This is a genomic window from Mycobacterium ahvazicum (assembly GCF_900176255.2).
GTDB classification, from domain to species: Bacteria; Actinomycetota; Actinomycetes; order Mycobacteriales; family Mycobacteriaceae; genus Mycobacterium; species Mycobacterium ahvazicum.
Window position 1 is genome coordinate 690,627 of the sequence record NZ_FXEG02000002.1, and the last position, 19,324, is coordinate 709,950.

Genomic DNA, 19,324 nt, shown 5'->3' on the forward strand with positions numbered 1-19,324 from the left:
GTGATTGGGGTTGCGGTATGCCTGCTATTGATTGGAATATGCTGCGGGACAGAGCAATACAGGCATCGACGGGAGCTTATGCCCCGTATTCGCAGTTCCCGGTGGGTGCGGCCGCGTTGGTCGACGACGGTCGCGTGGTCACCGGCTGCAATGTGGAGAATGTCTCATATGGCCTTGGTCTGTGTGCCGAATGCGGCGTGGTGTCCGCCCTGCATACGACCGGTGGCGGCCGGTTGGTTGCCCTGGTGTGCGTTGACTCACAGGCAGCGCTGTTGATGCCCTGCGGGCGCTGCCGCCAACTCCTGCTGGAGCACGGCGGACGCGACCTGCTGGTCGCGCATCCGGCCGGCCCCCGCCGGCTCGAAGAGCTACTGCCCGATCCGTTCGATGCCGATGATCTCACCCGGGAACGTCCTTGACTGACTTCGCATTCGACGCGCCTACGGTCATCAGAACCAAACGTGACGGGGGTCGGTTGTCCGATGCCGCGATCGACTGGGTCGTCGCGGCCTATACCGATGGTCGCGTTGCCGAGGAGCAGATGGCGGCGCTGTTGATGGCGATCTTCTGGCGTGGCATGGACCATGGCGAGATCGTCAGGTGGACAGCGGCGATGCTGGCGTCGGGCGACCGGCTGGATTTCAGCGATCTGCGGTCCGGCGGTAAACCGCTGGCCACCGTCGACAAGCATTCGACCGGCGGGGTCGGCGACAAGACCACGCTCGTGCTGGTGCCCGTCGTCGCCGCCTGTGGTGGTGCGGTGCCCAAAGTCTCCGGCCGTGGGCTCGGCCATACCGGCGGCACCCTGGACAAGCTGGAATCCATCACCGGGTTCAGCGCGTCGATATCCAAACATCAAGTGCATCAACAACTCTGCGATATCGGCGCGGCGATCTTCGGCGCCGGTGAACTGGCGCCCGCCGACAAGAAGATCTACGCACTGCGCGACATCACCGCCACGGTCGACTCCCTGCCGTTGATCGCCAGCTCGATCATGAGCAAGAAACTGGCCGAGGGCATCGGCGCGCTGGTGCTCGACGTGAAGGTCGGTGGTGGTGCGTTCCTGACCTCGGAGGCGCAATGCCGCGAACTGGCCGAAACCATGGTCGGGCTGGGTGTGGCCCACGGTGTGCCCACGCGGGCGGTGCTGACCGATATGGACAGCCCACTGGGCGCCACGGTCGGCAATGCGCTCGAGGTCGCCGAGGCGCTCGAGGTGCTGGCCGGCGGCGGACCACCCGATGTCGTGGAGCTGACGATCCGGCTGGCCGTCGAGATGCTGGAGCTGGCCGGGATCGACGGCCGCGATCCGGCCCAGACCCTGCGCGACGGCACCGCGATGGACCGGTTCCGCCGGTTGGTCGCGGCCCAGGGCGGCGACTTGTCCGTGCCGTTGCCAATCGGTTCGCATTCGGAGACCGTGATCGCGACGCGGAGCGGCACAATGGGGAACATCGACGCTATGGCAGTGGGACTGGCAGCTTGGCGACTCGGCGCGGGCCGATCCCGCCCGGGTGGGCAGGTGCAGCCCGGCGCCGGCGTCCGGATCCATCGACACCCCGGCCAGCCCGTTGCCGCCGGTGAGCCGTTGTTCACGCTGTACACCGACACCCCCGAACGCTTCGATGCCGCGCTGGCCGAGCTGGACCGCGGCTGGAGTGTGGGTGACACGGCACCGCCGCCGCGACCGCTGATCATCGGGATCGCCTCGTGAGCGCCCCGCTGGAATTGCGGCAGATCCAGCAGGCGCCCAAGGCGCTGCTGCACGATCACCTCGACGGGGGATTGCGCCCGTCGACCGTGCTGGACATCGCCGGCCAGATCGGCTACGACGAGTTGCCCGCCACCGACGCCGACGAGCTGGCGACCTGGTTTCGCACTCGGTCGCACAGCGGTTCACTGGAGCGCTACCTGGAGCCGTTCTCGCACACCGTGGCCGTGATGCAGACGCCCGAGGCGCTGTTCCGGGTCGGCTACGAGTGTGTGGAGGATCTGGCGGCAGACTCCGTGGTGTATGCCGAGATCCGTTTCGCGCCAGAGCTACACATCAACCGCGGGCTGTCCTTCGACGAGATCGTCGATGCTGTACTGGAAGGCTTCGCCGCCGGCGAGAAGGCCGCCGCCGCGGCGGGCCGTCCGATCGTGATGCGTCTTCTGGTGACCGCGATGCGCCACGCCGCGATGTCGAGAGAGATCGCCGAGCTGGCAATTCGATTCCGGGACAAGGGAGTTGTCGGCTTCGACATCGCCGGTGCCGAGGCCGGCTATCCGCCGACGCGACACCTGGACGCATTCGAATATATGCGAGACCATAACGCGCGCTTCACTATTCATGCCGGTGAGGCGTTCGGTCTGCCGTCCATTCACGAGGCGATAGCCTTCTGCGGAGCGGACCGGCTGGGCCACGGCGTGCGCATCGTCGACGATATCGAAGTCGTCGAGGGCGGCGGTGTCGAATTGGGCAGGCTGGCATCGATCCTGCGTGACAAGCGAATTCCGCTGGAGCTGTGCCCGAGCTCGAACGTGCAGACCGGCGCGGTCAAGAGCATCGCCGACCACCCGTTCGATCTGCTGGCCAGGGCCCGGTTCCGGGTGACCGTCAACACCGACAACAGGCTGATGAGTGACACCACGATGAGCCTCGAAATGCACCGGCTGGTAGAGGCTTTCGGTTACGGGTGGAGCGACCTCGAGCGGTTCACCATCAATGCGATGAAGTCGGCGTTCATTCCGTTCGACGAGCGGCTCGCGCTCATCGACGACGTGATCAAGCCGCGGTACGCGGTGCTGATCGGCTAGAAGGGCGGCGGCTCGTCGTCGTCTGGGGGTGGAACGGCTACTGCTGCGGCGCGGCGCTTTTCGCGGGCGGCGCGGTTATGCTGGCGCTCGGTGGCGATGCGGGCGGCACGGTTCTGCGCGCGAGTGTGGGTCCGCAGCGGCATCATTGTTTCGCGGTTGTCGCACTGCGTGTCCGGCATCGCGACGATCGGTGGCGGATCCGCACCGGCGCACAGGGCGGGGAACAGCAGGGCACTGCCGGGTGTGGTGACGCGAGTGTGTCCATCGGGCAGGGTCCAGATAACAGTGCCGTCGGGCAGTTGCTGGTCGCGCCAGCCCCAAAAAGTCTTGAGCAAGTGATGTTTTCGGCATAGACACTTGAGATTCGATGGGTGCGTGGCACCGCCGTCGCCAAACGGCACGGTGTGGTCGATGTCGCACTCGGTCGCTGGCCGGTCGCACCCAGGTGCCCGGCAGGTGAGATCGCGGGCCCGCACGAAGTCTGTCAGCGCCCGGGACGGTGTATATCCTGATTCTGTGGTCATCGTTACGGTAATCGGTTGCAGCTTGGCCGTTTTCGCTAACTCACGGGCAACCTCGGCCGGGATGATGCCGTCGCCGTAGAGAAATCCCGCAGCCGTACCGGACCCGTCGACGGTGGCGCTGTCGGCGACTACGTGGATCACGACCGAATTCGGTTGCCGGGGTGCAGAACTCGTCGGGCAATCGGTGCGGTCACATCCGCACGTCAGCCGGTCATGGCCGGCGGCCAGCGCACCCAGCGCATCGGCGCGCAGCTGCTCGATCGTGCGGGGATCGTCGTCGCACACCGTCTTGGCCAGTTCGTCGAGCCGGCGATCGAGGGCCTGCCCCGTCGTCGCGAACACCGTGCCGTTGAGCAGTGCCGTACCCGCCTCCATCGCCGTCACCTTGAAATAACGGTCCTCCGCGTACTCGCGCGACCGGCGCACCGCGTCGCGATCGATCTTGGCGACGATCCGATCAACCTCCGTCGCAAGCTTCCAGCTGGTCATCGACGGCCAGCGCGGCGCCTTGATCGCCAGCTGGGCATCCACCACGGCCAACGCCTCGGCATCGGAGATCAGGTCGGTGCGGAACGCGATAGTGCGAAACAGCCGAAAGTCGATGTCCCCGTCGCGAAATACGGCGGCGACGGCGGGCAGCCGTTCGTGCATGGCGCGGGCGTAACGCAGGTTGCTGTGGCCCATCGCCACGCTGGTGTGCAGTGCCGCCGCGACCTCGGCGGCAACCGCGTCACTGGTGTCGGCCGCCCACTGCGCGCGCTCGCCGTGCTGGGCGACCCGCAACCTGAACAGATCGCCGATCGCGTCAAGACGCGCCGCCGCGGCCTGGTTCTCCGCGCGCGCCGCGTTGGTGATGCGAGTCAGCAGCCCCGATGCATCGAACATGTGTTCGAGTATAGAAGAGGGGTCCGACAAGCCTCAGCCGTCGATGTGCGGGTCGAATCCCCCGGGGCCCATTACGTTGCAGGTCCGCTCGGGCACAAAGAAGGAACTGGCGCCGTTGGGCACCAGATTGTGCGTCACGACGCAACGTTCCCAGGTGCCGTCGGGCTGGATGGGTCCGTCGCACTTGCTGATCACGGGTCCGCCGTACTGGCAGCCGGCGAGGGCCGGCGGCGCCGTGGTGAGCAGCCCTCCGGTGATCAGCACGACGGCCAGTCCGCCGACGATGCTGCGCTTCATGGTTCGACGCTACCGCTTAGCCCAATGCCGCCGCGGCTTCGCCTTCGGGGAGAAGCGCGGAGGCCACGTGGCGGCCCCAATCGGCGAGGCCCTCGGCGTTGAATTGGGGTTGAATTCCCGCGGTTCCGGCCAGGCCGGGGGTGGCCAATGCGGGCACGGGGACGGAGGTGTAGGAGACGCTGCCCGCGGCATTGGTGAGGGTCGCGCCGGACAGGCCGGCGAATCCGACGGCGGTGTCGTTCACGGTGATGATGCCGGTTCCCGGACCGAGGGTGGCCGAGCCCGCGTTGAGGAAGCCGAAGGCCCCGATGGCGAATTTGGGGGTAAGGGTGACGGTTTCGCCAACCCCGACGTTCACGACGCCACTCACGTTGGCGCCGGTGGTCGCGTCCACCCACTGCAAGGCTCCGGCGGTAAAGACGCTGCCGGGGTTGAGGGTGACGGTCGAACCGCTCTGGGCCGTGACTTCGAAGAAGCCGGCGGCGCCGGTGGGTGCCATCGTGACCGACCCGGCGTCGACGATCATGTGCGAGTTGGTCCCGACGGAGATGATGCTCAGCGGCGGCACGTTGGCCGACGTTCCGGGCGGGATCGGCGGGTCGGCGTCGCCGACCGGCGTGTAGTCGATGCCACCGGGCCCGGTGGTGTTGGTCGATACCTGCTGCACCAGGGATTGGGTGCGGGCGCTGGTGAGATTGCCCGCGCTCTGGGCCATCGCGCGGCCCTGATCGGCTTGGCCGGCCTGGTTGGTGGTCTGCGGCGGCTCGTCGTAGGACGTCAGGGTGCTCGCGGTCGTCGCGTCGGCGGCGTAGGTGTACATCGCGGCGGCGTCTTGGACCCACATCTGCCCGTACTGGGCTTCGGTGGCCGCGATCGCCGGGGTGTTCTGCCCGAAGAAGTTCGTCGCGACCAGCGCCATCAGCTGCGCCCGGTTGGCGGCGATCACCGGCGGCGGGACCGTCATCGCGAAGGCCGCCTCGTAGGCCGCTGCCGCCGCGTATGCCTGAGCCGAGGTTTGGGCGGCTTGCGCGGCGGCCGCCTGCAGCCAGGCCACATAGGGTGCGGCGGCGGCGGCCATCCGCATTGACGACGGGCCGAACCACGTCTGCCCGGTCAAGCCCGAGACTTCCGAAAAGTAGCCGCCGGCAGCCGATTCCAGCTGAGCGGCGAGTTCGCCCCAGGCCGCCGCGGCGGCCAGCAACGGGCCGGACCCGGGTCCGGAGTACATGCGAGCGGAGTTGATTTCCGGCATCAGCAATCCAAAGTCCATGGCGGCGTTGCCTTTCGGACGGACCAGTAAAAACGGCGAAGCGTTCTGGCACAAACCCCCGCCCGAAGAGGTCGACCCCCTCGTAGGGATTTCTAGCACGCGGAATTCGGCTTCGGAAGGTTTTGGACGTGTGTATAAGTCCGTGTCGGCCGCGGGTCAGATCGACGACGAGTCGACGGCCAGACCGATAGCGCGCACGGTGCTGACCAGGTGGGTCTGCACGGCCTGCTGCGCTCGTGGCAGATCGCCGTCGCGCAGTGCCTCGGCGATCGCGAGGTGCTCGCGCATGATCGTCGCCACCCGATCTTGTTCGCGCAACGCCGATTCGCCGATCATCCGCATCTGCCGGTCGCGCAGCGAGGAGTAGAAGCCGGACAGAATCGCGTTGCCCGACTCTTCGAGGGTGATGGCGTGGAAGGCGCGGTCGGAGTCCAGGAATGCCCGCCAGTCGCCCGCCGCCGCGGTATCGCGCTGCCGTTGCAGCTCGGCCATCAACCGCTCGAACACGGCGGCACACCCGGCGGGCCCGCGTCCGACCACTTTGCGCGCGGCGTACTGCTCGAGCAGCAGCCGGGCCTCGATCACCGAGCGGACCTCGTCAGGGGAGACGGGCACGACGAGCGCCCCGCGTTGCGGATACAACCGCAGCAGGCCCTCGGCCTCCATGCGCAGAAAGGCCTCGCGCACCGGGGTCCGCGACATGCCCAGCGCGGTCGCGACGTCACCCTCGCTGATCAGTTCGCCGCCGGGAAACGCTCCGGTGAGCACCTGGGTCTTGACGTACTCCAGCGCGCGGTCCTTGGCGGTCGCTGCCACGGCGCCCCCTTGTAGCTCAGTCGTATCTCAGGGTGCCCATACCGTACACGACGTTGCGGTTGACACTGAGATACAAGATAGATACGATTCAAACACAAGATGTACTTGAGCCTGAAGGAGATGCGCGATGTCCGTGAACTTGGACCCGACGATTCCCGCCCCGATGACCAACGTGGCCGAGTACGGGTTCGAGGGCCGTTTCGCCGACTGGGCCGATGAAGCCCGCTACTTCGAGTACTCCAAGGCCGCCAATCCGATCGGCTCTGGGTATGCGCCGCAGGTTCCGGTTACCCAGTTCGGACCCGAGGTCTACATGGACGAGCCCACCGGAATCGTGCCGCTGGATCTGTCCGCGGACCTGGGCATCAGCGGAGCGGCGACCAGTCCCGCGCTGCTGGCCAACTTCCTGCGCATCCGCGCCGGCGAGCAGATCGACACCAGCCCCAACGCCACCTCGCAGCTGTACTACGTGTTGTTCGGGCACGGCTTCGCCGCCGTGAACGGCCAGCTGGTCAAGTGGGAGAAGGGCGACTTCCTGACCCTGCCCGCCGGTGCCCGCTCGGTGTTCTACGCCGACTCGGAGGCGGCCATGTACTGGGTGCACGACGAGCCGCTGCTGCGCTACCTGGGCGCCGAAGCCCGCGAGCCGCGGTTCGCCGCGACCAAGTTCTGCCGCACGGACGCGGTGGCCAAGCTGGACGAGATCGCGTCGCGTCCCGGCGCCAACGACAAGAGCCGGGTGAGCGTGCTGCTGGCCAACGAGAACCAGGAGCAGACGCTGACCATCACCCACGTGCTGTGGGCAATGTTCGGCGTGCTGCCGCCCAACCAGGAGCAGCGCCCGCATCGGCACCAGTCTGTCGCATTGGATCTCATTCTCGATGCTCCGCCCAGCGGCTGCTACTCGTTGCTCGGTACGCGCCTCGACGAGCGTGGCGACATCGTGGACCCGATCCGGGTGGACTGGCAGGCCGGTGGCGCGTTCACCACTCCGCCGGGCATGTGGCACGCCCACTTCAACGAGACCGATCAGCCCGCCCACCTGATTCCCGTGCAGGACGCCGGGCTGCAGACCCACCTGCGCAGTCTCGACATCAAATTCACTGCGCGCCGGGACCTCGTCGCTGGCTGAACCGTGTCGCTGCGGCGCCACGTAATGTGCGTGGCATGAAGCTGCCACTGCTGGGTCCGGTGTCGCTCACGGGCTTCCAGCACGGATGGTTCTTCCTGGCGCTGCTGGCCGTGCTGCTGGTGATCGGGCTCTACGTCGTCCAGCAATTCGCCCGGCGCCGACGGGTGCTGCGGTTCGCCAACATGGAGGTGCTGGAGCGCGTCGCGCCCGCACGGCTGTCGCGGTGGCGCCACATCCCGACGATCCTGCTCGCGGCGTCGCTGGTGCTGCTGACGACGGCAATGGCCGGGCCGACAACCGATGTCCGAATTCCGCTCAACCGCGCGGTGGTGATGCTGGTCATCGACGTCTCGGAGTCGATGGCCGCCACTGACGTGGCTCCCAACCGGCTGGCCGCCGCGCAAGAGGCCGGTAAGCAGTTCGCCGACGAGCTGACGCCGGCGATCAACCTCGGGCTGGTGGCGTTCGCGGCCAACGCCACCCTGCTGGTGTCGCCGACGACCAACCGCGGTGCTGTCAAGGCGGCGATCGACGGCCTGCAACCGGCTCCGAAAACCGCCACCGGAGAAGGCATTTTCACCGCGTTACAGGCGATCGCGACGGTTGGTGCGGTGATGGGCGGCGGCGACGGCCCGCCCCCGGCGCGCATCGTGCTGGAGTCCGACGGCGCCGAGAACGTGCCGCTGGACCCCAACGCGCCGCAGGGCGCCTTCACCGCGGCCCGCGCGGCCAAGGCCGAGGGCGTGCAGATCTCGACGATCTCGTTCGGTACGCCCGACGGCACCGTCGTCTACCAGGGCGCGACAATTCCGGTTCCGGTCGACGACCAGACCCTGCAGGAGATCTGCAAGATCACCGACGGCCAGGCGTTCCACGCCGACAGCCTGCAGTCCCTCAAGGAGGTCTACGCGACGCTGCAGCGCCAGATCGGCTACGAGACGGTCAAGGGCGATGCGAGCCTGGCGTGGCTGCTGCTCGGTTCGGTGGTGCTGGCCGGCGCGGTGCTGGCCGGCCTGTTCCTCAACCGCAGGCTGCCCGCCTGACGAGCTAGGTAGGCAGGCGCCGGTTGATCAGCAGCGCCAAGACGGTGGCGATCAACGCGGTGAGCACTCCGAGGCGCAGCCACCCGGAACCACCCGGCCCGGGCACGGTGCGATACCCGATCTCCTTCTGGATGGCTTGGTAGTCCTTGGTGAGCTCGTCGAGGTTGGACGCGGTATAGGCCTGCCCGCCGGCCAGCTGCGCGACCTTCTTCATCTGGTCCGTCGAGACCGGAACGTTCACCTGCACGCCGTCCAGGCTGATGCTGCCGCTCTTGGTGCCGAACGAGATCGTCGAGATGGGCACGCCCTGGTCCTTGGCCAGCCGCGAGGCCGTGTAGACACCGTCGTGCGGATCACTGGGATCGGTCGGCCTGTTCTCCCCGCCGTCGGACAGCAGCACGATCCGGGCCGGCGGCGGAGTATCCCCACCGGTCGTGTTCGTCGCCTCGATGGCGTGCAGGGCGGTGTAGATGGCTTCACCGGTCGCCGTGCCATCGCCGAATTGCAGCTTCGGCAGGGCGTCGATGGTCGCCTGGTGCTGCGGGGTCGGCGGCACCAGCAGGTACGGCGTGCCCGCGAAGCCGACGAGCCCGAGATTGATGCCCGGGGTCAGCGCCGCGGCGAACTTACTGGCGGCTTCCTCGGCGGCCTTGAGCCGGCTGGGCTCGACGTCGGTCGCCCGCATGGACTGCGACATGTCGATCACGAGCATCACGACGGCGCGGTTGCGCGGGATCTTCATGTCGTGCGTCGGGGTGCCCAGCGCGATCGTCAACAGCGCCAGGCTCAGCAGCGACACGGCTATCGGCAGGTGCCGCCATGGCGACTGCGGCACCTCCGCCTCGGTGTAGCGGCGCAGGCGCCGCCGCTGCCGGGCCGCAACGACGACATAGACGGCCAGCAAGACCAGCGGGATCAGCCCGAACAACAGCAGGGCCGGACGCTGAAATCCATAGACTGGCAGCGGTCCGATCACGGGAAGCGACACCCGCAAGTAAAGAGGACACTCGGACACCCGTCAAACGAACGCGGGTAGCGCCCTATTCACGCCGCAGCCGGGAATCGATGAACTTCTCCAGTTCTTCCCATTCGCGCACCGCCGCCGAATACGGCGGCGCGGGCTTGCTCACCGAGCCGGGCTCGAGCACGTAGGCCACCAGCTTGCCCAGCGGCTTGCCGGTTTCCAGGGCCTTGTCGACGGTGCTCTCCTCGGAGTAGTCGCCGATATCGCGGAGCAGTTCGACGGCCAGGTCGAGTTGCTCACGATCGACGGCGTCGGGGCCGTCGGCGAAGTCTTCGGCCAGCCCGCTGAGCACGTAGATGTTCTCGTCGCTGACCTCGACGGCCAGCGATCCGTCCGTCGCGGCGGTCCGGATGTCGTCGTAGGTGCTCAGATCGGACAGGTCGTGGTCGTGCTCGTCGGCGAGGTAGCGAGCCAGGCTCCGCTCGGAGGTGAACACGCTGATACGCCCGTTGCGGCCCAGGAAGATCGGGCGGTCGTCGAGGTAGCAGCGCAGCGTGTAGAACGTGCCCGAACTCGTCATGATGCGGACCGGGTCGATGCCGACCTGCATCCAGAAGTCCTCGTCACCGCCGAGGACGACGGTGTCGCCGGGCGCGCGATCCTCCTCCTCCTCCTCGTCCTCTTCTTCGTCTCCGTTTTCTTCGTCGTCCAAGGCCTCGTCGTCGACGGCTTCGTCAGCCTCGTCGTCCTCGTCGACGGCTTCGCCGTCGGACTCGTCCTCGTCGGTTTCTTCCGGAGCTTCTTCCTCGCGCTCTTCGTCCAGCTCTTCGGCGGCCTTCTTGACCGCCGTCTCGTCGACCTCGGGGGTGCTGGTGATGCCCTCGATGGCCTTGAGCACGTCGTCCCAGCTGCGTCCGATGACCTCGCCGATCGCATCCCAGCGTTTGGCGCCGGCACGGCCGGTGAAGTGCTCGACGCCGCCGGACACCGTGCCCAGGCTGGGGTTGCCGTTGAAGAACTTCGACACCGCAGGCAGCTCGCACACCGACCCGATCGACGACACGATCGCCAGTGCGCCGGCCAGCGCGGTCACCGAATCCTCGGTCGGCTTCTCGGCCACCAGCTCCTCGACCGCGATCAGGTCGAACTGTCTGGTTTCGGCGGGCTCGAAATCGTGCGCGTGGGCGGTGGTCAGGTCTTTCCACCCCGGGTGATCGGTCAGGTCGTTTTCGGCACCCGACCGCACGAACGCGACGAGATCGGCAACGGCCTCGAAGACGTACAGGTCGTCTTCATTGCCCAGGAACGCCTCCCACTCGTCGCCTGCGTCGCGCCAGCGCGGTGCCCAGACGGTATAGCGGTCGCCGTCGGACAGGCTCAGACAAATGGGTACGAGGTCAGCAGCCATGCGGCACACAATAGCGACGGCCGGGGAAGCGGCCTATCCCGCCCAGATGCTGGCGATCGCGGGAGCGTTGGCCGCGTTGCCGGTCTTGGGCAGTCCGTACATCTGCTCGATGGTGGACAGCAGGTTGTAGTGGCTCATCTGCTCGGGGTAACCGCCCGGCTGGACGTGCGCGCCGTAGATGATGGTCGGGATCTGGTTGTGGGTGCCGCCGTCGTCCTCGTCCCAGGTCACGATCAGCAGGCTGTTGTTGGCCACGGCCCAGTTGGCGTATCCGGACATCTGCCGGTTCAGCCAGGCGTCACCCTGCGCGATCGAGCCGTCGTGCATGTTGTTGTCGTTGTTGGGAATGACGAACGACACCGTCGGCAGGCTGGCGTAGTTCCCCTGCGGGAACGCGGAGAACGGCATCGAACTCGCTGGCGGCACGTTGGTGAAATTGGCCCACGGCACGTGCTTGCGTGCGTACTTGCCCGCGCTGCACGCCGGTGAGCCCACCGCGGGCAGGTCTTCCGCATAACCGACGAATGTGTAACCGGCGCTGAGCAATTCAGAGCCCAGGTTGGGGGCGTTGCCGGCGTTGATCGGGCACGAGTCCTTGGTCAGACCGAAGGTGTTGCCGGCGAACATCGCCAGATAGTTCGGCTCGCTGGGGTGGGTTTCGGCGAACGACGCCGTCATGTTGGCGCCGTGGGAGGCCAGCGCGTTGATGAACGGGTTCTGCGGGCTGCCGATGATGTGACCTTCAGAACGGTTCTCTTCCACCACAATTACGATGTGCGCGGGCCGGGGCAGCGCCGCCGCGGCGGCCCCGCGGGGAGCCAGCGGGGTGGCTGCCAGCCACATCAGCCCCACCGCTGCGGCCAACCTGCCAAGACTTCGGATCTCGCGAAACACCCGGGGAGCATATGGGCCGACGCGCGCGCCGCACGCCAGGCGCGCATGGGGGTGAGCTGCGCTTTAGCCAACCGAGGTCGGATCGTTATATACCCTCATGCGCATGGAAGTCCGCGTGATCGACCACCCGTTGGCCGCCACCCGGTTGACGGTGCTGCGCGACGAACGCACCGACGCCGCGGGCTTTCGGGCCGCGCTGCGTGAGCTGACGCTGATGCTGGTCTACGAGGCCACCCGGGACGCGGCCACCGCGCCGATCAGGATACGGACGCCCCTGGCCGAGACATTCGGAAAGCGATTGGCCAAACCGCCGCTGCTGGTGCCGGTGCTGCGGGCCGGGCTCGGGATGGTCAGCGAGGCGCACGCCCTGGTCCCGGACGCCCAGGTCGGCTTCGTCGGTGTGGCCCGCGACGAAGACACCCATCTGCCCTACCCGTACATGGAGTCGCTGCCCGAAAAGCTCAAACACCGGCCCGTCATCGTGCTCGACCCGATGCTGGCCACCGGCGGATCGATGACGTATGCCATCGAACTGTTGCAGCGCCGTGGTGCCACGGATATCAGCGTGCTGTGTGTGGTGGCCGCGCCGGAAGGGCTTGCGGCGGTTGAGGAAATCGCGCCGAACGCGCGAGTGTTCACCGCGGCGGTCGACAAGGGACTCAACAAGTCGGCGTATATCGTGCCCGGGCTCGGCGATGCCGGCGACCGTCAGTTCGGGCCCCGTATCTTCACCAGCGTTCCACCGAAGCAACCAACTCAGCGCGCAGCGCGCCGGCGTAAGTCCGAGAAGAAGCTAATTCGTCGGAAGCGGCGCAGCCAATCTCCAAGTAGCACTTGAGCTTTGGCTCCGTGCCGGAAGGCCGGACCACCACCCGGATCGAGGTGTCGTCGTTGCCGGCGGCGAAGATCAGCGCGTCGGTGATGTCGGTGACGGTAGCCGCGACCCCGGCCAGTTGCTTCGGCGGGGCGGCACGCAGCCGGGCCATGAGTGCGGCGGCCTCGGGGCTGTCGGCGCCCCGGCGCGAAACCGCCGCGACGTCATGCACGCCGTATCGCCGAGCGAGTTCGTCGAGCACGTCGGGGACCGAACGGCCCTGCTGTTTCTGAGAAGCCACCATGTCGCACACCAGCACCGCGGCACTGATGCCGTCCTTGTCACGCACGGCGGCCGGGTCGACGCAGTGGCCGATCGCTTCTTCGTAGGCGTAGACCAGGCTGCCGCCGGGCACCTTCGAATCGGCGCGCGCCAGCCACTTGAAGCCGGTGCGCGTTTCGACGTGGGTCGCGCCGTAATGGCCGGCGATCTGTGCGAGCATCCGGGAGGACACGATGGTGCTGGCAACCACCGCGTTGTCCAGTTTATCGTGGGAGAGGATGTAATCGCCTAGCAGCCAACCGGTTTCGTCGCCGTAGAGCATCCGCCATCCGGTGGCCGTGGGGATGCCCACCGCGCAGCGGTCGGCGTCGGGGTCCAGGGCGATCGCGACGTCGGCGTCGATCTCGGCGGCCACGGCCAGCAGCGCGTCGGCGGCGCCGGGCTCCTCGGGGTTGGGGAACGCGACGGTGGGGAAGTCGGGGTCCGGCGCGAACTGGGCGCCGACGGTGTGCACCTCGTGAAAGCCCGCCCGGTGCAGCGTCTCGACGGCCACCGCGCCGCCGACGCCGTGCAGCGGGGTCAGGGCCACCCGCACCGAGCCGGTGGTGCGCCGCACCCCGGCCGCGCGTTCGATGTAGCGCGCAACCAGGTCGGTGCCCGCGGGCGCCACCGGCTGGCGGGCGATTTGATCGGCGGGAGGCGCTGTGGCCATTGCGGTTTCGATCTCGGTGTCGGTGGGGGAGATGATCTGGATGCCGCCGTCGAAGTACACCTTGTAGCCATTGTCGGCCGGCGGATTGTGCGATGCGGTGATCTGGATCCCGGCGGCGGCGCCGGTCTGGCGCACCGCGTAGGCGAGCACCGGTGTGGGCACCGCGCCGGGTAGCAGCAAGACCGTAAAGCCTTGGGCAGCAAGGATTTCCGCGGTCGCCGTGGCGAAGATCGCCGAGCCGTGCCGGGCGTCACGCCCGACGATCACCTGCGAGCCGGCCAGGCCGCGATCGGTAAGCACCTGCGCCACTGCCCACGTCGCGCGCGAGACGACCGCGACGTTCATCGCGTCCGGGCCGCCGCGCACCGGGCCGCGCAAGCCCGCGGTGCCGAACGTCAGGGGGCGGGCGAAACGTGCCCGAAGTTCCTCGGGCGAGCACGCGGCGAGTTCGGCAGCAGTCGTCGGGTCGGGGTCATGTGCGATCCACTCCTGCGGCGTCACACGACCCATTCTGCTAAATACGGGCGATAACGTCGGCCAGCAGCGCGCCGATCCTGGCCGCCGACGCGGCCCCGGCCGCCATCACGTCGGCATGGCTCAGCGGAGCACCGCTGATCCCGGCCGCCAGATTGGTCACCAGCGAGATGCCCAGCACCTCGGCACCGGCCGCGCGCACCGCGATCGTCTCGTGCACCGTCGACATGCCGACCAGGTCGGCGCCCAGCGTCCGCAGCATCCGGATCTCGGCCGGCGTCTCGTAGTGCGGCCCGGGCAGGCCGGCGTACACGCCTTCGGTCAGCTCGAGGTCGGCGTCGCGGGCGAGGTCGCGCAGCCGCGGGGCGTAGGCATCGGTGAGGTCGACGAACTGGGCGCCGACCAATGGCGAACGCGCGGTCAGGTTCAGGTGATCGCTGATCAGCACCGGCTGGCCGACCCGCATGCCGGCGCGCAACCCGCCGGCCGCGTTCGTCAGCACCACGATGCCGGCCCCGGCCGCACAGGCCGCCCGCACCGGGTGGACGACGTGGCTCAGGTCATGACCCTCGTAGGCGTGCACGCGTCCGGCCAGCACCAGTACCCGGTGCTCGCCGATGCGCAGCGACAACAGCTCGCCGGGATGGCCGGCCGCGCGCGGCGGCGCGAAGCCGGGAAGCTCGGCCTGGGGCAGCACGACGTCGGGGGAGCCCAGCGCCGCGATCGCCGGCGACCATCCCGAGCCGAGGACGATCGCGACATCGTGCTCGTCGACCCCGGTTTTCTCGCGGATGGAATTTGCCGCGCGCCGCGCGAGTTGTGCACTCTCGGATGCAACGTCGGTCACACTGCGCGAGCTTAGCTTCGCTATATATGTCAGGATCTCCCGCATGAGTTTTGGTAGGTGGCCGGTTCTCGGCGCGCTTGTTGCTGTTGCGGTCTCGGTGGCCGCGCTCCTCGGTGGTCCGGCACCGAAGGCGAGGGCGGACTGCCCGGACGTCCAGCTGATCTTCGCTCGGGGCACCAACGAGCCACCCGGCCTGGGCGCCGTGGGTGATGCGCTCTTCGGTGCGCTGCAGGGCTCGCTGGGCGGTCGCAGCTTCGACAACTACGCGGTGAACTATCCGGCCAGCTACAACTTCCTGCAGACCGGTGACGGCGCCAACGACGCCCGCGATCACATCGCGGCGATGGTCGACCAGTGCCCGGCCACCCACCTGATCCTGGGCGGCTTCTCGCAGGGCGCCGCCGCGGTCTCGATGCTGGCCGGGGTGCCGCCGCTGGGCAACACCATCGGTGAGTTCGGGTCGGCCCCGGCGCTGGACCCCGGCCTGGCCAACAAGATCAGGGCGGTCGCCGTGTTCGGCAATCCCGGCAACCGGTTCAACACCCCGCTGTCGACGGCGGGTGCATTCGCCGGCCGTGCCATCGACCTGTGCGCCGCCGGTGACCCGGTCTGCGTCGTCGGCGGTCGCGACCGCGATGCGCATCACGACTATTCGACGCCGCCGTTCCCCGGCCAGGCGGCGGGATTCATCGCCGGGCGGGTGTAGCCGCGGTCGGCGCGGTCCGCCGCGGCTTGGTTCGATGAGATACTGCGAGGATGCCCACAAACACCGCATTGGACAGCGTCGAGGACGCAGTGCGGCGTCGTGGCGGCGATCTCGTCGAGTTGTCGCACGCAATCCACGCCGAGCCCGAGCTGGCCTTCGCCGAACACCGCAGCTGCGCTAAAACGCAGGCACTGGTCGCGGAGCGGGGCTTCGAGGTCACTGCGGGCGCCGGCGGTTTGGATACCGCCTTCCGCGCCGACTTCGGCAGCGGACCGCTGGTGATCGGGGTCTGCGCCGAGTACGACGCCCTGCCCGAAATCGGACATGCCTGCGGCCACAACATCATCGCGGCCTCGGCGGTCGGAACCGCGCTGGCGCTGGCCGAGGTGGCCGACGAGCTCGGTCTGACCGTGGCCCTGGTCGGCACTCCCGCCGAGGAGGCGGGCGGCGGCAAGGCGCTGCTGCTGGAGGCCGGCACGTTCGACGACGTCGCGGCGGCCGTGATGCTGCATCCCGGGCCGACCGACATCGCCGCCGCCCGTTCGCTGGCCTTGTCCGAAGTGACGGTCGACTACCGGGGCAAGGAGTCGCACGCCGCCGTCGCCCCACATCTGGGCGTCAACGCCGCCGACGCCATCACCGTCGCGCAGGTCGCGATCGGCGTGCTGCGCCAGCAGCTGGCGCCCGGGCAGCTGGTGCACGGGATCGTCACCAACGGCGGGCAGGCGGTCAACGTCATCCCCGGCCACGCGGCATTGCAGTACGCGATGCGGGCCGCCGAACTGGATTCGCTGCGCGAGCTGGAGGGCCGGATGTTTGCGTGCTTTGCCGCGGGCGCCCTGGCCACCGGCTGCGAATACGAGATCAGCACGCCGTCACCGGCTTACGCCGAGCTCAAGCCCGACCGTTGGCTGGCCGAGATCTGCCGGGAAGAGATGCGCCGGCTGGGGCGGGACCCGGTGTCGCCCGAATTCGAGACGGCGCTGCCGATGGGCAGCACCGACATGGGCAACGTCACGCAGGTGCTGCCGGGCATCCACCCGGTGATCGGTGTCGACGCCGGTGGCGCGACGGTGCATCAGCGCGCATTCGCCGCGGCCGCCGCCGGCCCGAGCGCCGACCGCGCGGTGGTCGACGGCGCGGTGATGCTGGCGCGCACGGTCGTCCACCTCGCCCAGGACAGCGCCGAGCGGGACCGGGTGCTGGCCGGGGTCCAACGTCGGGCCGCCCCATGAGCCTGGTCGACACCGCCGAATCCTGGCTGGCCGCGCACTACGAGGACATGGTCGAGTGGCGCCGGCACATCCACCGCTATCCGGAGCTGGGCCGGCAGGAGTACGCCACCACGCAGTTCGTCGCCGAGCGGTTGGCCGACGCGGGTCTCAACCCGAAGGTGCTCCCCGGCGGTACCGGGCTGACGTGCGATTTCGGGCCGGAACACGAGCCCAGGGTCGCGCTGCGGGCCGACATGGACGCGCTGCCGATGGCCGAGCGGACCGGGGCGCCGTATGCGTCGACGATGCCGAACGTCGCGCACGCCTGCGGTCACGACGCGCACACCGCGATCCTGCTGGGCACCGCGCAGGCGCTGGCGTCGGTGCCCGAACTGCCGGTCGGGGTGCGATTGATCTTCCAGGCCGCCGAGGAGCTGATGCCCGGCGGCGCCATCGACGCGATCGCGGCCGGAGCGCTGACCGGGGTGTCGCGGATCTTCGCGTTGCACTGTGATCCCCGCCTCGAGGTCGGCAAGGTCGCGGTCCGGCAGGGCCCGATCACCTCGGCCGCCGACCACATCCACATCACGCTGTATTCGCCGGGCGGGCACACCTCACGGCCACACCTGACCGCCGACCTGGTCTACGGTCTCGGCGCCCTGATCACCGGGGTACCCGGCGTTTTGTCGCGGCGCCTCGACCCCCGCAACGGCACCGTCCTGGTATGGGGCGCGGTCAACGCCGGGGTGGCCGCCAATGCCATTCCGCAGAGCGGCCAGCTGTCCGGCACCGTGCGCACCGCGAGCCGGCACACCTGGCTCGAGCTCGAGGCGATCATCGGTCAGGCGGTGGATTCGCTGCTGGCGCCGCTGGACATCGAACACACGATGCAATACCGGCGCGGCGTGCCGCCGGTGGTCAACGAGGAGGTCTCGACGCGCATCCTCACCCACGCGATCGAGGGGGTGGGCCCCGACGTGCTGGCCGACACGCGCCAGTCCGGCGGCGGCGAGGACTTCTCCTGGTACCTGGAGGAGATTCCGGGCGCGATGGCGCGGCTGGGGGTGTGGCCGGGCGAGGGCCCGCAGCTGGACCTGCACCAGCCGAATTTCGATCTCGACGAGCGCGCGCTGGGGGTCGGACTGCGAGTGATGGTCAACATCATCGAGCAGGCGGCCCAGTTCGCCGAGGGTTAATGCGGGACGGTCAGCCGTCCCATCTCGGCGAAGATCGACTCGCGCAACGCGTCCGCGGACAAATCCCGCAGGCCGAACGCCGAGCGGATGAAGGATTCGAACAGCTGCCAGCCCAGCAGCAAGGCGACGGCGTGCGCGGTGGCCAGCCGGGCGGCGTCGTCGCTGTCGTGCAGGGGCCGCACCTCGGCGAGCAGGCGATCGGCGGCCGGGAAGCTGGTCTGCAGCTGGGCCACCGGATAGCCGTCGAGGAGCGCCTGGCTGAGGATGCGCAGCTGGCGGGTGCCGGCGGTAGCGATCTCGGGTAGCTGTGCACCGGCGTCGATCAGTTTGCTCAGCGCTGCGGCCTCGTGGTTGAGCACCGCTCCCACCAGCTGTTCTTTGTTGCCGAAGTGGCGGAAGACGAGGCCGTGGTTGACCCGCGCCCGGGCGGCGATATCGCGGATGGATGCGGCTGCCGGTCCGCGTTCGGCGAACAGGTCCGCGGCGCTCTCCAGGATCGCGGCGACGACCTCGTCACGCCCCGTCGGCACCTCGCCGGCCGGGCTCGCACCCGGTGTCGTCACGCGGGAGTGCCGGGTCCGATGTTGCGGGCCGGTCGGGTCCGCAAATCGTGCACGTATTCCATTGGCGCGCCGGCGATTTCGGCAGCATCGGCCATTACACCCAGGTACCGTGCCGACGGCAGCCCGCCCTCCCAGGCATCGAGCACGTAGAGCCACGCCAGCACGGGATCGGTGTCGGTGTCCGACGACGTGCGTTCGACCCGGCATCTGATCTTTTTGTGGATGCCGAACTCGGAGCCCTCCCACCGGTCCAGGCTCATCTCGTCGGCCGGCGTCATGTCGTACAGCACGACGAACACCTTGGCATCGGGGTCTTCGACGACGGTGGCCAGCGCGCCTTCCCAGCCGATGTCCTCACCGCCGAAGGTCAGCCGCCAGCCGTGCAACCAGCCCGTTCCGGCCATCGGGGAGTGGGGTGCACGCTGCTGCATCTGCTCGGGATGCATGTTTGATCCGTAGGCGGCGTAGAGCGGCACGGGTGAAA

20 protein-coding genes are annotated in these 19,324 nt (G+C 68.4%); 9 read left to right on the forward strand and 11 right to left on the reverse strand.

What is annotated here, in order from left to right; genetic code table 11:
- The first annotated feature begins 17 nt into the window (after nt 1-17).
- Genes MAAFP003_RS05545 through MAAFP003_RS05555 form a run of 3 tightly spaced genes read left to right on the forward strand, consistent with a single transcriptional unit; the run spans nt 18 to nt 2,799 of the window.
- Nucleotides 18-419, forward strand: a complete 402-nt coding sequence (locus tag MAAFP003_RS05545) for a cytidine deaminase (RefSeq protein WP_096285115.1) — start codon at nt 18-20, stop codon at nt 417-419.
- Nucleotides 416-1,714, forward strand: a complete 1,299-nt coding sequence (locus MAAFP003_RS05550) for a thymidine phosphorylase (protein ID WP_096285117.1) — start codon at nt 416-418, stop codon at nt 1,712-1,714. Before MAAFP003_RS05545 ends, MAAFP003_RS05550 begins: the two co-directional genes overlap by 4 nt.
- On the forward strand, nt 1,711-2,799 hold the full coding sequence (locus tag MAAFP003_RS05555) for an adenosine deaminase (RefSeq protein ID WP_096285119.1): 1,089 nt from the start codon (nt 1,711-1,713) through the stop codon (nt 2,797-2,799). The genes MAAFP003_RS05550 and MAAFP003_RS05555 overlap by 4 nt, the downstream gene beginning before the upstream one ends.
- Here the strand turns inward: MAAFP003_RS05555 and MAAFP003_RS05560 are convergent.
- From MAAFP003_RS05560 to MAAFP003_RS05575, 4 genes are all read right to left on the reverse strand, one after another.
- Nucleotides 2,796-4,208, reverse strand: coding sequence for an HNH endonuclease signature motif containing protein (locus tag MAAFP003_RS05560; RefSeq protein WP_096285121.1), 1,413 nt, complete (start codon nt 4,206-4,208; stop codon nt 2,796-2,798). The two genes, MAAFP003_RS05555 and MAAFP003_RS05560, sit on opposite strands and share 4 nt — an antisense overlap.
- Nucleotides 4,209-4,241: 33 nt before the next feature.
- Complete coding sequence (locus MAAFP003_RS05565; RefSeq protein WP_096285123.1) at nt 4,242-4,505, reverse strand: CDGP domain-containing protein; 264 nt, start codon at nt 4,503-4,505, stop codon at nt 4,242-4,244.
- A gap of 16 nt (nt 4,506-4,521) precedes the next feature.
- Entirely contained in the window at nt 4,522-5,775 is a 1,254-nt protein-coding gene (locus MAAFP003_RS29880) for a PPE family protein (RefSeq protein WP_096285125.1), read from the reverse strand.
- Between the two features lie 156 nt (nt 5,776-5,931).
- Nucleotides 5,932-6,591 carry a GntR family transcriptional regulator gene (locus MAAFP003_RS05575; protein WP_096285127.1) on the reverse strand — a complete coding sequence of 220 codons (660 nt, stop codon included), beginning with the start codon at nt 6,589-6,591 and terminating at the stop codon, nt 5,932-5,934.
- A 127-nt stretch (nt 6,592-6,718) separates the two neighbouring features.
- On the opposite strand from MAAFP003_RS05575, the gene MAAFP003_RS05580 reads away from it, so the two are divergent.
- Together MAAFP003_RS05580 and MAAFP003_RS05585 are read left to right on the forward strand one after the other, a co-directional pair.
- On the forward strand, nt 6,719-7,723 hold the full coding sequence (locus tag MAAFP003_RS05580) for a cupin domain-containing protein (protein WP_096285129.1): 1,005 nt from the start codon (nt 6,719-6,721) through the stop codon (nt 7,721-7,723).
- Between the two features lie 35 nt (nt 7,724-7,758).
- Nucleotides 7,759-8,766, forward strand: a complete 1,008-nt coding sequence (locus MAAFP003_RS05585; protein WP_096285131.1) for a VWA domain-containing protein — start codon at nt 7,759-7,761, stop codon at nt 8,764-8,766.
- Nucleotides 8,767-8,770: 4 nt separating this feature from the next.
- On the opposite strand, the gene MAAFP003_RS05590 is transcribed toward MAAFP003_RS05585, so the two are convergent.
- From MAAFP003_RS05590 to MAAFP003_RS05600, 3 genes are read right to left on the reverse strand one after another with little or no spacing between them, the layout of a single operon-like run.
- Complete coding sequence (locus tag MAAFP003_RS05590; RefSeq protein ID WP_096285133.1) at nt 8,771-9,754, reverse strand: VWA domain-containing protein; 984 nt, start codon at nt 9,752-9,754, stop codon at nt 8,771-8,773.
- A gap of 52 nt (nt 9,755-9,806) precedes the next feature.
- Nucleotides 9,807-11,138 (reverse strand): protein export chaperone SatS, encoded by a 1,332-nt coding sequence (gene satS / locus MAAFP003_RS05595; RefSeq protein ID WP_096285135.1) that lies wholly within the window; start codon nt 11,136-11,138, stop codon nt 9,807-9,809.
- Nucleotides 11,139-11,171: 33 nt separating this feature from the next.
- Nucleotides 11,172-11,981, reverse strand: a complete 810-nt coding sequence (locus tag MAAFP003_RS05600; RefSeq protein ID WP_096285137.1) for an alkaline phosphatase family protein — start codon at nt 11,979-11,981, stop codon at nt 11,172-11,174.
- Between the two features lie 154 nt (nt 11,982-12,135).
- Between MAAFP003_RS05600 and upp the strand changes: the two genes are divergently transcribed.
- Nucleotides 12,136-12,870: a uracil phosphoribosyltransferase gene (gene upp / locus MAAFP003_RS05605; RefSeq protein ID WP_096285139.1), complete on the forward strand. Its 735-nt coding sequence runs from the start codon at nt 12,136-12,138 to the stop codon at nt 12,868-12,870.
- Here upp and MAAFP003_RS05610 read toward each other — a convergent pair.
- Nucleotides 12,761-14,341 (reverse strand): phospho-sugar mutase, encoded by a 1,581-nt coding sequence (locus MAAFP003_RS05610; protein WP_165796308.1) that lies wholly within the window; start codon nt 14,339-14,341, stop codon nt 12,761-12,763. The two genes, upp and MAAFP003_RS05610, sit on opposite strands and share 110 nt — an antisense overlap.
- Nucleotides 14,342-14,354: 13 nt before the next feature.
- Entirely contained in the window at nt 14,355-15,161 is an 807-nt protein-coding gene (locus MAAFP003_RS05615; RefSeq protein WP_243393783.1) for a purine-nucleoside phosphorylase, read from the reverse strand.
- Nucleotides 15,162-15,204: 43 nt separating this feature from the next.
- Between MAAFP003_RS05615 and MAAFP003_RS05620 the strand changes: the two genes are divergently transcribed.
- From MAAFP003_RS05620 to MAAFP003_RS05630, 3 genes are read left to right on the forward strand one after another with little or no spacing between them, the layout of a single operon-like run.
- Entirely contained in the window at nt 15,205-15,867 is a 663-nt protein-coding gene (locus tag MAAFP003_RS05620; protein WP_096285145.1) for a cutinase family protein, read from the forward strand.
- A gap of 50 nt (nt 15,868-15,917) precedes the next feature.
- Nucleotides 15,918-17,102, forward strand: coding sequence for a M20 family metallopeptidase (locus MAAFP003_RS05625; RefSeq protein ID WP_096285147.1), 1,185 nt, complete (start codon nt 15,918-15,920; stop codon nt 17,100-17,102).
- On the forward strand, nt 17,099-18,277 hold the full coding sequence (locus tag MAAFP003_RS05630) for an amidohydrolase (RefSeq protein WP_096285149.1): 1,179 nt from the start codon (nt 17,099-17,101) through the stop codon (nt 18,275-18,277). The genes MAAFP003_RS05625 and MAAFP003_RS05630 overlap by 4 nt, the downstream gene beginning before the upstream one ends.
- Here the strand turns inward: MAAFP003_RS05630 and MAAFP003_RS05635 are convergent.
- Both MAAFP003_RS05635 and MAAFP003_RS05640 read right to left on the reverse strand, forming a co-directional pair.
- Entirely contained in the window at nt 18,274-18,840 is a 567-nt protein-coding gene (locus MAAFP003_RS05635; protein ID WP_096285151.1) for a TetR/AcrR family transcriptional regulator, read from the reverse strand. The two genes, MAAFP003_RS05630 and MAAFP003_RS05635, sit on opposite strands and share 4 nt — an antisense overlap.
- Nucleotides 18,837-19,316, reverse strand: a complete 480-nt coding sequence (locus MAAFP003_RS05640; RefSeq protein ID WP_096285153.1) for a gamma-glutamylcyclotransferase family protein — start codon at nt 19,314-19,316, stop codon at nt 18,837-18,839. The genes MAAFP003_RS05635 and MAAFP003_RS05640 overlap by 4 nt, the downstream gene beginning before the upstream one ends.
- Nucleotides 19,317-19,324 lie beyond the last annotated feature (8 nt).